The sequence below is a fragment of the Providencia sp. genome, assembly GCF_040396775.1.
In the GTDB taxonomy this organism is placed as follows: Bacteria; Pseudomonadota; Gammaproteobacteria; order Enterobacterales; family Enterobacteriaceae; genus Providencia.
Genome location: NZ_JBEBNT010000023.1, coordinates 1 through 14,619 on the forward strand (window position 1 = coordinate 1; position 14,619 = coordinate 14,619).

Annotated in this window: 10 protein-coding genes; 3 read left to right on the forward strand and 7 right to left on the reverse strand. The window is 41.1% G+C overall.

The features are described from left to right. Nucleotides 1-177: 177 nt before the first annotated feature. The gene (locus ABWP91_RS17750) at nucleotides 178-1,191 is read left to right on the forward strand and encodes a sulfate ABC transporter substrate-binding protein (RefSeq protein WP_353244359.1); all 1,014 of its coding nucleotides are present in this window, start codon (nucleotides 178-180) and stop codon (nucleotides 1,189-1,191) included. A 543-nt stretch (nucleotides 1,192-1,734) separates the two neighbouring features. Here ABWP91_RS17750 and ABWP91_RS17755 read toward each other — a convergent pair. From ABWP91_RS17755 to ABWP91_RS17775, 5 genes are all read right to left on the reverse strand, one after another. Continuing rightward, nucleotides 1,735-2,691 carry an OmpG family monomeric porin gene (locus ABWP91_RS17755; RefSeq protein WP_353244360.1) on the reverse strand — a complete coding sequence of 319 codons (957 nt, stop codon included), beginning with the start codon at nucleotides 2,689-2,691 and terminating at the stop codon, nucleotides 1,735-1,737. Between the two features lie 114 nt (nucleotides 2,692-2,805). Then, nucleotides 2,806-4,686: a glycoside hydrolase family 3 protein gene (locus tag ABWP91_RS17760; protein WP_353244361.1), complete on the reverse strand. Its 1,881-nt coding sequence runs from the start codon at nucleotides 4,684-4,686 to the stop codon at nucleotides 2,806-2,808. Nucleotides 4,687-5,111: 425 nt separating this feature from the next. Then, nucleotides 5,112-6,062 (reverse strand): autotransporter outer membrane beta-barrel domain-containing protein, encoded by a 951-nt coding sequence (locus tag ABWP91_RS17765; protein ID WP_353244362.1) that lies wholly within the window; start codon nucleotides 6,060-6,062, stop codon nucleotides 5,112-5,114. 309 nt (nucleotides 6,063-6,371) lie between these two features. Continuing rightward, entirely contained in the window at nucleotides 6,372-7,142 is a 771-nt protein-coding gene (gene tpiA, locus ABWP91_RS17770; RefSeq protein ID WP_219245045.1) for a triose-phosphate isomerase, read from the reverse strand. 178 nt (nucleotides 7,143-7,320) lie between these two features. Beyond that, entirely contained in the window at nucleotides 7,321-7,935 is a 615-nt protein-coding gene (locus ABWP91_RS17775; protein WP_353244363.1) for a DUF1454 family protein, read from the reverse strand. Nucleotides 7,936-7,986: 51 nt separating this feature from the next. Here ABWP91_RS17775 and ABWP91_RS17780 point away from each other — a divergent pair, with 51 nt between their 5' ends. Then, nucleotides 7,987-8,406 carry a DUF805 domain-containing protein gene (locus tag ABWP91_RS17780; RefSeq protein ID WP_353244364.1) on the forward strand — a complete coding sequence of 140 codons (420 nt, stop codon included), beginning with the start codon at nucleotides 7,987-7,989 and terminating at the stop codon, nucleotides 8,404-8,406. Nucleotides 8,407-8,451: 45 nt separating this feature from the next. On the opposite strand, the gene fpr is transcribed toward ABWP91_RS17780, so the two are convergent. Then, complete coding sequence (fpr, locus tag ABWP91_RS17785; protein ID WP_219245042.1) at nucleotides 8,452-9,198, reverse strand: ferredoxin--NADP(+) reductase; 747 nt, start codon at nucleotides 9,196-9,198, stop codon at nucleotides 8,452-8,454. A 438-nt stretch (nucleotides 9,199-9,636) separates the two neighbouring features. Here fpr and emrD point away from each other — a divergent pair, with 438 nt between their 5' ends. Further along, nucleotides 9,637-10,821 (forward strand): multidrug efflux MFS transporter EmrD, encoded by a 1,185-nt coding sequence (emrD, locus tag ABWP91_RS17790; RefSeq protein ID WP_353244365.1) that lies wholly within the window; start codon nucleotides 9,637-9,639, stop codon nucleotides 10,819-10,821. 36 nt (nucleotides 10,822-10,857) lie between these two features. On the opposite strand, the gene ABWP91_RS17795 is transcribed toward emrD, so the two are convergent. Further along, on the reverse strand, nucleotides 10,858-14,562 hold the full coding sequence (locus ABWP91_RS17795) for a hypothetical protein (RefSeq protein ID WP_353244366.1): 3,705 nt from the start codon (nucleotides 14,560-14,562) through the stop codon (nucleotides 10,858-10,860). Between the last annotated feature and the right edge of the window lie 57 nt (nucleotides 14,563-14,619).

Sequence of the window (14,619 nt, forward strand, 5' to 3'; positions counted from 1 at the left end):
TCACATACTTATGTATGCTCCCCGAGCTATCCTCGTTTGCCGCCTAGTCACAACTTAAATTTCCTCCTTTCCTGTTCACATATTCCCCATAAGCATAAGTTTTTCTTTTTAATTATTTCCAGTTATTGATGCTATCTGTCAGCCTCGTCCTATCAACAATTTGGTGAGGAATCAAAAATGGCACGTTCATGGCAGGTAACAAAATCACAATTAACGACCGCATTGTTATTGGTGTTGACAACAGGGGCTTGGGCGAAAAACATTCAACTGTTGAATGTGTCTTATGATCCTACGCGTGAGTTCTATCAGCAATATAATCAGGAGTTCAGTGATTATTGGCAAAAGAAAACGGGTGATACTGTTACTGTGCGTCAATCCCACGGTGGATCGGGTAAGCAAGCTATCTCCGTCATCAATGGGTTAGAGGCAGATGTTGTTACATTAGCCTTAGCATATGACGTAGATGCGATAGCGCAAAGCGGTCGTATAGATAAAAACTGGATAGAAAAATTGCCTGATAATTCTGCACCTTATACGTCCACCATTGTTTTTTTAGTGCGTAAAGATAATCCGAAGAATATTCGAGACTGGGATGATTTAATTCGTAAAGATGTCTCTGTGGTGACACCTAATCCGAAAACATCAGGTGGCGCACGCTGGAATTATTTAGCTGCGTGGGGTTATGCATTAAATAAAAATCAGCAAGACCCTGAAAAAGCGAAGCAATTTGTGAAGCAACTTTATCAAAATGTGGAAGTGTTAGACTCGGGCGCGCGGGGAGCAACAAATAGCTTTGTTGAACGCGGCATTGGTGACGTATTGATTGCGTGGGAAAATGAAGCGCTACTTGCTATCAATGAGCTAGGGGGAAATGGCCAATTTGAAGTGGTGACGCCCAGTATTTCCATATTAGCGGAACCTACGGTGGCAGTTGTCGACAAAACCGTCGATAAACGTGATCGCAGAGAGGTTGCTGAAGCTTATCTTACTCACCTTTATTCGCCAGAAGGACAAGAAATTGCCGCTAAGAATTATTATCGACCACGAGATAGTGAAGTCGCAAAAAAATATCAGCAACAGTTTCCTGAGCTGAAGTTGCTGACAGTTGATAAAGATTTTGGGGGGTGGCAGGCCGCGCAAAAAACGCATTTTGCGAATGGGGGGGTGTTTGACGAGATAATTCAACGCTGATACTCGTCATATTTCAATTTTTAGGGGTGTTGGCTTCACTCACTCACCCTAGTCACATACTGGTGTATGCTCCTAGGAATTCGCTTAGCTCGCCGCCTACCTACAATTTGAACTATTTAGAGTATTAATATTCGCCATATTTCAATTTGTAGGGGTGTTGGCTTCACTCACTCACCCTAGTCACATACTGGTGTATGCTCTTAGGGATTCGCTTAGCTCGCCGCCTACCTACAATTTGAACTATTTAGAGTATTAATATTCGCCATATTTCGCGCCGTGGCGTTGTTGCTTGCGCTCAGCTACTCGGGTCACATACTGGAGTATGCTCCCCGAGTATCTTCCCTTAGCGCCTAGCCACAACACGAACTATCTAGAGTATTTGCATTGTGATACTTCAAGTGATGGCGTTGTTGCTTGCGTTCAGCGATTTGGGTCACATACTGGAGTAGGCTCCTAGGGGCGTTTTGTAGAGGCCTATTAACTTGAGCGAGCAGATAACCCCCTAACCAGTTAGAGGTAGGCTAGGGGGAGTGTTTTATCAGTTTACTGCCATTGGTATTTAACACCTAGTTGGCCGAGATAGAAGGTTTGACGGTTGTTGCTACCGGAAGTAATACCTGCATTTTTTTCATTTTCCCATGTACTTGGTTCAACGGCAAAGCCTCCCCATAAGGTCAGTTTCGGTGTTAAGTTATAGAAAACTTGAGTTCCAACTCGATAACCCTCTTTCACTTTTTGAGTCGTACGTTTGTTGCTGTCATAGTTATGTTCGTTTAAATAGTAACGAAAATAAGGCATGACACTCCAATCTTGATTAAGCGTAATTGGGAAATAGCCACGAATTTGGTTTTGTTCCCATGTTTTGTTGAAATCTTTATCCCATGTCCAGTCGGTATACATATAAACTTTTGCTGTCGCTGAATCATTGATTTTATAAACTAAACCGTGCTCAGATTCCCACTCGTAGCTATTTGGTGCGTGAAAATTATCATAGTGATACACCGCATCCCAGAAGTTAAAGGCCCATTTATCTGTAATATTGTAAGTACCACTCGGCATCAACCAGAACATGGTATTGGATGGTCGGGCTTGGGTTCCTGGGGCCGAGTCATTAGATTCTTTTCGATAAGTGACATTCAGATTGAATTGGCCAATATCACTGGCATACATTTTTCGAGTAGCACCAATTTGTGTACGGTTACGAATAAATGAGTCTTTAGACGTCGAAAAGTCGTGGTTATAGCTTCTTAATGATTCCTTGTGCTCAAGGAAGAAGCTCCACTTTGATTCAGGATTAACTAAAAAGAGTTGCCCCACCATGGTTGTTTTGTCATAAACTTTGCGACCACTGGTGTTATGGTGCCCTTCAAATTTCTCTAATTCCATATAAACGTTAGATGATATGCGCCAGTAATCATTTGTGGCGGGTTCTGCGGCGAAAGCGGTGACACTTAGTCCAGATAGCGTAACAAGAAGTAAACCATTCAGTGAAGTTTTCATTTTAACCCTTTAATTTTTATCTATTTTTGTTTTTTTAATGCCTTTATTAAGGCGTAAGTATCTCGCCTTTATTCCGTGGTGACATAAAGGCTAATTAATTGATTATTAAAGTCATTAATGTGCAGTGTGGTAAGTTTCACCGTAGCCATAAGGGAAGATAATTTTGTTCCCTTGTGGATTTTTGATATTGACGGGTAACAAACCTTTAGGTGGATTTAGTGGCTGAGCGTGGCTATCGGCAAACAAGGTACGCAGTCCACTACGAATGTTGGTTTCCAATGAGTTACGGTTATTATTGGTAATATCAAACCCAGTGATCCCGTAAATCGCGATATTTGCTTTGACGCCGTTTAAATACGCGATGTCGTAAGGGTTACGAGAGGAAATCACGACCAACGGTGTCTTGGTTTTATTTGCAGCATCAATGATGAGCTGGGCGTTTGTGGGGGTATCTTTTAGATTATAGGTTGTGAGTAAAATTAAATCTTGATTGGCAATGAGTTGCTCGGCATCACTTTTTGACAGTGTATTTTCATTCAGCTTCACAACGTGCTCATTACTTTTTATGCTAACGCCAGTTTCAACGGCGATATCATGTAAGTGTTTTTCGATAAGCGTATTACGCGGTTTTTCGTCAGAAATGACTAAAATACGGTTTTGGGGTTTCAATATGTAAGGCAGTACGTTGTCATTTTTGATCAATGTGATAGCTTGCTCTGAAACCATATTTTCAAGGTCTTTATGACTTTTAGACGCAACAATTTGCTCGGCTACACTGATATCAACTGGCTGTGCGGTAATTTGTTGCTGAAGTTTTTTTAAAATAACGCGCCTTGCTGACTCATCAATTCTTTTTTGCAGCTCTGGATTTTTCACAGCTTGTACCTCTAAATAACGGTACATGTTATCAAGACGTGTGACTGCTTCTGTGTCCCACATTTTGATCGGCATTAGCACAATATCGGAGCCCGCAAGCAGCGAGGTTTCTACTGCCCAATTAATATCGAAATTATCCGCAATGGCACCCATGTCCATCGCATCCGTCACTATCAGCCCCTCAAATTTGAGTTCATCACGTAAGATGCCATGTAAAATGGGTTTTGATAATGTTGCTGGTATTCCTACTTTTTTGCCTGTTAGCGTGGTGATTTTATTATCATCGAGGGCAGGAACAATAATGTGCGCGGTCATCACCGCATCAGAACCATGGGCAAGAGCATATTTAAACGGCGCTAATTCGGTAGAACGCCAAGTTTTGGCATCAGAGTTTACAATAGGTAAATCAACATGAGAATCAGAGGAAACATTACCATGACCGAGGAAATGTTTCAGCGAAGTCAATAGGTTATATTTATGGATCCCTTTGATGTAGTTAGTGGATAAGGTTTCAACTAATTCTTTGTTGTCAGAGTATGAGCGAACACCGATCACTGGATTATTTTGGTTATTATTGACATCGACAACAGGGCCAAAGTTGATATTGAACCCAAGGCTGGCGAGCTCATATCCATGGATCATTCCCGTCAGTTCAGCGAGTGCTGGGTTGCGAGTTGCGCCCAGCGCCATGTTTCCTGGCATCTCAGTACCAACTCGTAGGCGGGTGACATATCCGCCTTCTTGGTCGGTACCGATGAAAAGAGGTAAGTTGCTACGTGATGACTGCAACTGATTGATTAATTTAATGGTTTGTGGTGTATCGATAAGGTTTTCACGAAATAGAATGACAGACCCGAGGTGATATTGGGAAATAACTTTAGCAACTTCATCATTCATGGCAAGAAATGCAGCTGGTTCTCCATTGCTGTCCTTGTTCCAATATCTAAAGTCCAGCATAAATAACTGACCAATTTTTTCTGCTTCTGACATCTTATTAACGATTTCATCAGCAGATTTTTGTTTGTCTTTCCATAGCTCATTGAGCTGAGCTTGAGTTATTGGGTCAGCCACGGATAACGCGCTAAAAAGGCAAGCGGTGAGTAGGGTAAGCTTTTTCATATTATTCTCTCTAAGTTATTTTTCGAGGGATAATAAGTACCCAGATTTATTTATGATGTGAGTAGAATCACAGTTGGTGGTATTCTTGATTTGTGAGTAATAAGAATACAAGATAAATACGGGCTTATAACTACCTGATTTATTCGCATGATATTAAAGGATAATTAAAACGGAATGGTTTATTTTGAACTGGAATAATTTCACTTTGGTATTATTTGGTTATGTGATCGATTACTTAAATACAGCTAAACAATATTTTTTCTTTAAATTAATATTTTTTCTTTAATTTAATTTCACTTAATTTCATTATTGTCATATTTGATGTTGCTAAAATATAAAACGATAGCACAAAACAAAAAAATCCACACCTTTCTGAGTGTGGCTTATTTTTTTTGGAAAAATAACTAAGGCTAATCAATTAACACTTACCAAAGATATTTTACACCAATTTTTCCAATATAAAGCGTCTGCTTATTACTATTGCCAGATGTCGCACCGTTCTCTTTTGGGTTTTTCCATGTTGAAGGTTCATAGGCGACACCCCCCCATAGTGTTAATGATGGAGTCGCTTGGTATTCGATATTTGTCCCAAGACGAAAACCGTTATTAATTTTTTGAACAAGATAGAAATGTTTATCATAGGTATCTTCTTGTATCGCGTAGCGAATATAAGGCGTGATATGCCAATTGGACTTTAAGGTAAAAGGTAAATAAGCACGAATTTGTGATTGTAGGAATCGAGTACTGAAATTTTTATCCCATGCTTTGTCGTAATAAAACGTCAGCTTTGCTTTTAAATTATCTGAATGTTGATAGGTGGCGCCAAATTCTGTTTCTGCTTCATGGCTATTATTATTAAAATAATTGCTGTAATAATAATAAGAAAGCCAAAAATTAAAGGACCATTGATCATTAAAATGATAGTTACCCGCTGGTGTTAGCGCATATAAGCTACTGGAGGAGCGAACTTTTGTTTCCGGTGGAGAGTCATTGGATTCTTTTCGGTACCGCGCACCAATTTCGAGGTCAGTTTTCGGCGTTTTAATAAATTGTTTTGTGATATCTAGCTGAGTACGGCTACGAAGGTAAGAATCCCGGGAAGTACCGAAATTGCGCCCATGGTTTCTCAGTGATTCGCGGTGTTCTAAATTAAATCGCCATAGAGACTCTGGATTTGTTAGGGCTAATTTGCCCACGGTACTTAGCTTATCATAGACTTTATTTTTATATGCATCTCGCTGCCCTTGGTATTCTTCTATTTCCATATAGACATTGGTTGTAATACGCCAAAAATCATTATTTCTTTCAGAAAAGCAAATGGCCGGAAATATAATTATAATACTATATATTAAATTAATTATATATTTCATCTTCATCCTTTAGAGTGAGCTTTATTAATTTTTACTGATTTGTTAAGTAGAATGAATCTGTATTAAACCTTCCGCAGTGTCTATTGTTATTATTTGATAGGGATGCGTTAAAGATATGAGGTGCATGCACATCTAATTGAATTTAAATGTTTTTATTTCGCTTGGTTTTTTGTTTGGTTATAAGGTCTGTCAATCGTTTGATTTTATATTTAATATTAATTCTAATTACTTTAAATTCTAATTATAAAATTATCTCGCTAGGCGAAATAAAAAACCGCCAATAATTGGCGGCTAATCATTGAATGGCAAAATAAATTATTTTGCTTTTTTCGCTTCAGCTGCGGCTTTTACAATCACAGCAAATGCATCAGCTTTCAAAGATGCACCACCAACCAACGCGCCGTCGATGTCCGGCTGAGTAAACAGTTCAGCAGCGTTGCTTGCATTCACTGAACCGCCGTATTGGATGATCACTTGTTCAGCAATCGCTGCATCTTTCTTCGCAATATGGGTACGAATGAATTTATGGATAGCTTGTGCTTGTGCTGGTGTTGCAGATTTACCTGTACCGATAGCCCAAATTGGTTCGTATGCGATGACTGCACCTTGGAATGCTTGCGCACCTTGGGAATTTAACACTGCATCAATTTGACGAGCACAAACTTCTTCGGTTTTACCCGCTTCGTTTTCAGCTTCAGTTTCACCAATACACAGAACAGGAATTAAGCCTTGTTCTTTAAGTACAGCAAATTTTTGAGCAACAAATTCATCACTTTCTTTGTGATAAGTACGGCGCTCAGAGTGGCCAATAATGATGTATTTTGCACCCACATCTTTTAGCATTTCAGCTGAGGTTTCGCCGGTGAATGCGCCAGACAGATTGACGTCAACGTTTTGTGCACCTAATGCAATACGGCTGCCCGCGAGAGCATGTTTTGCTTGAGTCAGATAGATTGCTGGTGGCGCGATAGCTACATCACAGCCATCAACACTGCTCAGTTCATTACGCAGACCAGCGATCAGGTCATTGACCATATGGGTGCTGCCGTTTAATTTCCAGTTACCCATTACCAATGGATGTCGCATGTTATTTCCTCCAACCAGAGAGTTTGAATGATTAATCAATAAGTTATTCATTGCGCATTAATGTTGCAGGCGCAACGTGACAGTTTTGTCGCCATTCACCTTAAGTATTATAAGAACATTAGGGCATAATAGCTTTGCTTTTCATCATGCTTGTTCTTAGAGCGTGATCACAGTCTGTTTAGGGTGTTTGTTGCTCTAGCTTAATCGGTTCAACAGCAAAAGTAAGCACATTATTGTCACTTTTTACTAAAATATATCGCAGGCCGCCTAATCGAGCTTCTTCCGCATGAGTTGGGTTTTGATCCGCCATAAATTTATTTAAGGCAGTGGTCAGCTCAGGGGCTTTATCTAAAGAAACATCTGGAGCGAATTGATGGATAATCGCAAGGGTATAGCGCTCCATTAATTGACGATTTTCTTGGGCTTCTTGTGCGTTATCTGTTGGGAGCAAGGTGATTTGTAAGCTTTTTATTTTTTCGCTACCGCGCTCAAGCACCGCAGAAGAATAGATTTGTTGGTTGATACGTGATGCCGCACGAATATAAGGTGCGGCAATATCTTGGCTCGCAATCACTTTATACTCATGAAGATATAAATCTTTATAGTCTTGGTTAAACTGATTGCGTAATTCAGGGATGGTGAGATCAAAAGACGCCGCGTCAGGGGCTAAGTAAGCCACTTCAAAGTCAGTATCAGGCAAGGTCGGCACTTTTTGCGCGATTGCCAAAGGTGGCGCACTGAGTACAAAAATGGTTATGATGGCGGATATCGAACGAATTAAGGTTTGAGTCATTTTTTTGCCACTCATTCTTTGGGTTTTCACATTGTATCAGGATTATAGGTAATGACATTACAACAATGGGCTTTTTCCTTCAAAGGTCGAATAGGTCGTCGGCCATTTTGGGCGGGTATTGCCGCCAGCTTTATTTTAGTGACCGTGATTGTCTTGCTACAGAATACATTTTTATTACCTGAAATGGTTACCCTCTTTCTTTTTGTCCTCCTGCTTTATCCTTTAGCGGCTATCTTTTCAAAGCGCTTACACGATAGAGGAAAATCAGGTGGGTGGTTCGCATTAATTGTTTTGGCTTTTGCACTGTATTCTATGGATGTCAGTCAGTTTGATCCGGTTTGGCAATGGGGGATTGGGCGGTTTTTACCCTTATTTATTTCGATGATTATGCTGCTGGATTGTGGCGTTTTTGTCGGAATGGATAGCGCAAATAAATACGGTGAAAAAACAGAGTCTGTGAATTATTTATAAGAGTGCAAACTACCCTGAAATGACTCAGGGTAGTGTTTATCGCTATTACCAGTATTGTTCACTGGAAATATGGCCTGGTTTACGGCGTAAATGTTTAATCATGCCGTGGCTGTTTTTGAGCATATCACGTGTGTCACGTACCATTTCAGGGTTACCACATAGCATCACATGGCATGTTTCTGGTGAAAGGGATAAGCCAACGGCATTTTCGAGTGCATGGCTTTCAATGAGGGCGGGAACTCGGCCATGTAAAGATGTTTGCGTGTGTTCTCGGCTGACCACCGTGACAATTTTTACTTTCCCTTGGTATTGTTGCTCAAGTTTTTGCATTAATGGCAGGTAGCTCAAGTCTTTTTCATATCGAACAGCATGTAATAAAACGATTTTTTCAAAGCGTTCGAGGTCTTTGCCTTCTTGTAGGATAGATAAAAATGGGCCAATCGCGGTCCCAGTTGAAAGCATCCATAAATTTTTGCACTCTGGAATTTCATCTAAGACAAAGAATCCAGCGGCTTCATCGGTTATTTGCAATGTATCGTTAGGTTTCAGTTGTGCTAATTTAGGGCTAAGCTTGCCCTCTGGAACAATTACAAAATAAAACTCAAGTCGGTTATCGCTGGGGGCATTCACATAAGAATAGGCGCGTTGAACTCGTTCTCCCTCGATTTCAAGGCCAAGTTTTGCGTACTGTCCTGCGGTAAAAGGCTTAATGGGGGCGTCGATGACAAGGCTAAACAATGTATCCGTCCAAAACTTGGCTTCAATCACTTTCCCAGTTACCCAATTTGCCATAAATCCACCTCTTATTATTTCAAAATCAATCCTACTAAGTGGGTGATGTTTCACCTTAATTAGTTAGGGCATCGCTCATTAGGATTTAATACTAAATCAGTTCACTATTTATGCTTATCGATAACGTGTTTCAGTGATTTATTCTTAATAATAGTTATTTATTAATTTTAATGTACAGTTATGTTGACAGATGTGGCGAATATGGCTGCCATTGATATATAAACTAAAATGTCACGCTACTTAGAAAAAATCGTAAATTTTGTTATCTTAATCACATTAGAGCAAAACGTGCTATTTGCTGTTTATCTGAGTTAGCGCTAATACGTAAAACAACATTTAAATATTCGTCATTAAATTCCAATATTCGGTTTGTATTATTTATCTTTAATAATACAAGGTTGCTGTGCGTCTGGAATTTTTGCTGTATCCGAGAGAAAAATGAGAAAGCTGGAACATTTCAATCTGTTAATAATGCTTATTGCATTGGCGGCTGTCGGCCAAATGACACAAACTATTTATGTCCCTGTGATTGCTGAAATTGCAGTCTACTTTAATGAGCCTTCTGGAGCGGTTCAGAAGGTGATGGCGGCCTACTTATTTTCATATGGTTTTTCGCAATTATTATATGGCCCGTTATCAGACCAAATTGGTCGTAGACCCGTTATTTTAGCAGGGCTAACCATTTTCTTATTTTCGACAATAGTGGCGATTTTTGCGCCGACTTTAAATACGCTGACTATTGCTAGTGGTATGCAAGGTTTGGGTACAGGGGTTGCGGGTGTGATGGCAAGAACCATGCCCCGAGATTTATATAAAGGCACCGCATTACGTTATGCAAATAGTTTATTAAATATGGGGGTGTTAGTTAGCCCATTATTAGCGCCGATGTTCGGTGGAATATTGGCTCACTTTTTTGGCTGGCATGCTTGTTATATTTTCCTGTTTATCCTAGGTGGGAGTGTGTTATTTAGCATGTATCGCTGGCTACCAGAAACACGCCCAGTATCACCAGAAAAACGTAAGATGCTGGCGTCATACCGTGAATTACTCTCTAATGGGGCTTTTTTATCATACTTAGCTATGTTAATTGGTGCGCTGGCGGGGATTGCCGTTTTTGAAGCGAGTAGCGGTGTTTTAATGGGCGGCGTATTAGGCCTCAGTAGTATTACCGTCAGTATCTTATTTATATTACCAATTCCTGCGGCTTTTTTCGGGGCGTGGTATGCAGGGCGTGAAGGAAAAACGTTTTACAACTTGATGTGGCAATCTGTATTAATTTGTTTGCTGGCAGGTTTAATGATGTGGATGCCGAGTTGGTTTGGCATCATGAATACGTGGACGCTATTAGTCCCTGCGGCAGTGTTTTTCTTTGGCGCAGGCATGCTATTTCCCCTTGCCACCACAGGGGCAATGGAGCCATTCCCGTATTTAGCGGGTGCGGCTGGCGCGTTGGTGGGGGGCTTACAAAATGTGGGTTCTGGTGTGGCTACATGGGTTTCCTCATTAATGCCACAGCATGGGCAATTTAGTCTTGGTTTGCTGATGTTTTTGATGTCGGCCCTAGTGCTTTTATGTTGGCTGCCGTTGGCTCGCCGTATGGGGCACTCAGAAAGAACGGTTTGATATTGAAAAATTAGGCGGAATTCTCCGCCTAATGGGTTATCGAATAGGCGCACTGATTAAGCGTGATTCGGGTGTGGAGATATAGGATGGTGAAACTGCCATATGTGTTTCTTGTTCTGGGAACGCAGATATAAGCTCTGCTTGATTGGCAGGTGAGTTAAAAACAACAGGGCGGTCATAGTTTAAAAATGTTTTATCTTCTACCCGTGGTGAGTTTTTATCTTGTACAAGCCAGACTTCCCTTGCTTGGATACCATCTTGTAAATGTTGATCAACATGGATAACAATATCAGTGCATTCTAATTCAGGCGTGCTGTCAATGGTTCCCCTTACGGTTAATGCCGTTTCTTCACGTGAAAAATACCAATTCTCCAGCGGCATATTTTCTTGTTGTTCGCCATTCTGATCAACCATTCGCAGTGTTACCCAATAGTGATATTCCCCGTCTGGCAATGATAAGTTCGTAATATCAATCTTCTGGTGAATATTCACGTCAGCAATTAGTGGTTGTTCAGCCTGAGCGGCAATGCGCTCAATTTCCTGTGATGTTTCTATTTGCTTATCGAGGTGATTTATCGGGGTGAATAGTTGAGAGGTATGAACGCTATCTTGTTGGCCAAATGGGTCGGATAAAGAAAAATAGTGTTGATGAAGTTTGCCATCCGCTACCCAAGTCGCTTTTAGTGCGCTCAGGGGCGTGATTTCTTGCGTATTGATTTTCCCTGTTGAAAAATCGACTACGTTTTCCTCTGTGCTTGCCCAAAAGAGTGCATTGCCTTGCCAATAGTCATCAAGAATGAGTGTATCTGGTAATTCATCGGTATAGCTATTGGCAAACAGGCGATTTGCTAATGATTCTGGGTTGGTATATTGGGCGATTTTTTGTCCCAGTTCTTTGCGTGGATTAAGTTGGTATAGCGCAAATTTAACCAGCTCACCTTTATCTGCAATATTTAAGCTAATATCATTTTCGTGCACTTTTACTTGGAATTTTTCTGTGATTAAGCCGTTCGGTGTTGCATAAGTCACCACAATTGCATGGCTATGATGGGGGAAATAAACACGACCTGTGCTGGTTTCTAAATTATGATAATCAGCGGGTAAATTGCCTACTGTGCGGTCAACCATCAGCGTATTATAAGGATGAGGAATACCTTCATTGGTCGCGAATTGACCTCGCAGCCAGTATATAGGTACATCGCGCTGGTGAGGACATTCATCGATATTTTCGTGTGGGTAATATTGAGTGAAATTATCGTGTGTTAAGGTTTCCCACTGTTTTTCTGATTCATTCCAGCGTTGGTAAAAATCGTCTCCCGCAAAACCGCCATCCTCAGTATCTTTCCCTTTCATATTATTCGGCTGCCAGCGTGTTTTTTGGCTTAAAAACTGCTGAATGCGCTGATTAAAATAATCGGAGTGCGGCAAAAAGGCATCATATTGATTGCTAGTAAAATAGGTATGGTTGGCGTACATCGTTGGGTAAAGGTTGGGAATATCACCTGAGGATTTATAAGTAACATAGTGCTGACGGTGTTGGTTATAGGCGGGGTTTGGGCCATGCGTTGCGGGGTCATAGGGGTATGTAGAGTTTTCAATATTGGTATGGGGCAAACCAAACCCATGGCCAAAAATTTCATGCCACAGTGTCGTAGGCTCATGTATTCCACCGCCTGCATGCCGTACAGCCAAACCGAGAGTATGATAATCGAGCGAAGCGGTTAACGGTTGAATGGCCGTATAGTGATAAATTGAATCGATGCGATTGGTATTGTGAAATTGCGAACTGTTTAAGTATGCCCAGTTTATTTGTGAGTCGAGGTGATGAGGGGTTTTTTCTGGGGCATCGTATTTCGGGTGAATTAAGCTTGATGCATCATAATAGCAGTTTTGATAAGGATGCACGCTGGGGTTTCGTGTCGTTGCAGGGAAGCTATACAGGGTGAGTTGCTTAATTGGCAATATCGCCACTGCTTCTTGCCCCCAGCTCAGTGGTGAATAGGCATAAATGCCATGCCCCTGTTGATATAGGCTGTGATTATCAATGTAAGCTGTAATATGACTATCCAATGTGACGTTAGGTGAGATAAAACCATCTAAGCTGGTTTCTTGAGTCGTAATAGGTTGATTGTTTGTGACTATCTGAATAGAAAAGCCAGGCTGCACCCATTCTCCCTTTATTGGTGCCGTAAAATGTTGGGCGTGCTGGTGGTAGGCTAATGGGGTTGTTGTATGAGGTAACGGGGTTAATCTAGAGGGTAAAGTTTCAGGTCCCGTTAATTGTATGTTTCCTAATTGGCTACCCTGTTTATCATAGATAACGGCAATAAAATCAGAGGATTTTGCAGAAGACGGACTCGTGACCCCCACTTTGAGCAGTGCCCAACGGTTAGCCGTAAGGCTAAAATAAGGGTCATTCGGTGACTGTAAGTGAGTTTGTGCCAGTTGAATACCATGAACCTGCATATCATCAGGTGTAGGGTGATACCGTCGTTTAGGGTTCTCGTAAATTGGGTCTGAAATGGTAAAAGTTCGTTTCCCAGGAATAACAACTTGGGGTGCTTCATCCGTTTGTAGATGAATGGAAATCGACTCAGATTGATGGCCATTATGGCTAATGGCGACAATATCGAACTGATCTGCATTTGATCTCAATAGGGCTTCATGGGGGGTGTAGATCCATTCCCCAGTTTGTGGATCGATGATCACATCACCAAATTTAGCCTGCTCAAGAATTTGATATCGCAAAACATTATCATGTTGAGCCAATTTCCCTGTTACGGCGCCAATAATCAGCTGATTGGAAAGCTGGTGGGGGTTTTCAGTCACTAAAATCGGCAGTACTTGCTCCCCTTGTTGCTGTTTCAACTGAAATTGTGAAAAAACAATCTGCGTTCCCCCCATCTTCAGCGTGTTATTCTGATATTTTACTTCGATAGGATTCTGCTGTAACGCCGCGATCTCTTGATTCACATTGAATTCAATCGCTTGAGCTATAGAACCCCATGATGTGTGGTGTTCAAGGGCAATATCATGTTGAGAGATAAGCGGATTACCATCAACATCATGAATGATGATTGAAAAATATTGCGTATTTTCCAATAGTTCATCGGTTAATTTCAGTGAGTTGAGTGAGTTAGGGGCAAGCGTGATAGTTTGTTGAAAACCAAGATGTTTTGTTGATGATGGCTGAATGTGATTTTGGTCAACAGGGGTTAATTCAGCGATTAATTGCTGGATCGGTAGCGATGTTTCTTTATGGCTATCTCGAATAATTAACAGGCTACCTCCTGTTAATTGCAGGTAGTGGCGAACAAGTTCAACTTGTTTGTCATTGGCACTTTCTGACAGAACGACGGTATCATAATGGCGATGCCATTGGCCGCTGGGTAGCAGCAAGTCGGCAATTTGCTCTTGAGCGCGAGGTTCCCCTTCACGCCATTCATGGGGGGAATTAAAACTCTCAACAAACAGGCCTTGTTGTGGGTGAAAATTAAAACCAGAGAACGATTCATCGGATAGGGCGCTAAGTATAAAGTGGCGTTTAGTTTCCCCAATGGTTCGAGGCTTGTCGATAAGCCAGCTGAATAATTCATGTGATGCTTTTGCCCCTTGAGAAGACGCGAGATTTTTTTGTAATGAGGCCAACCATGGTGAGTTCGTATCGAGTACTGCGACTCTGCCTATATTCCGATACAGTCCTAACTGTAATACATCCTGTTGTTTTTGTTGGTTATCCATAACCTTTCCTATTGTTAACATTCGTCACTCCATGAGTGTATAGCGCAACGATTTTAA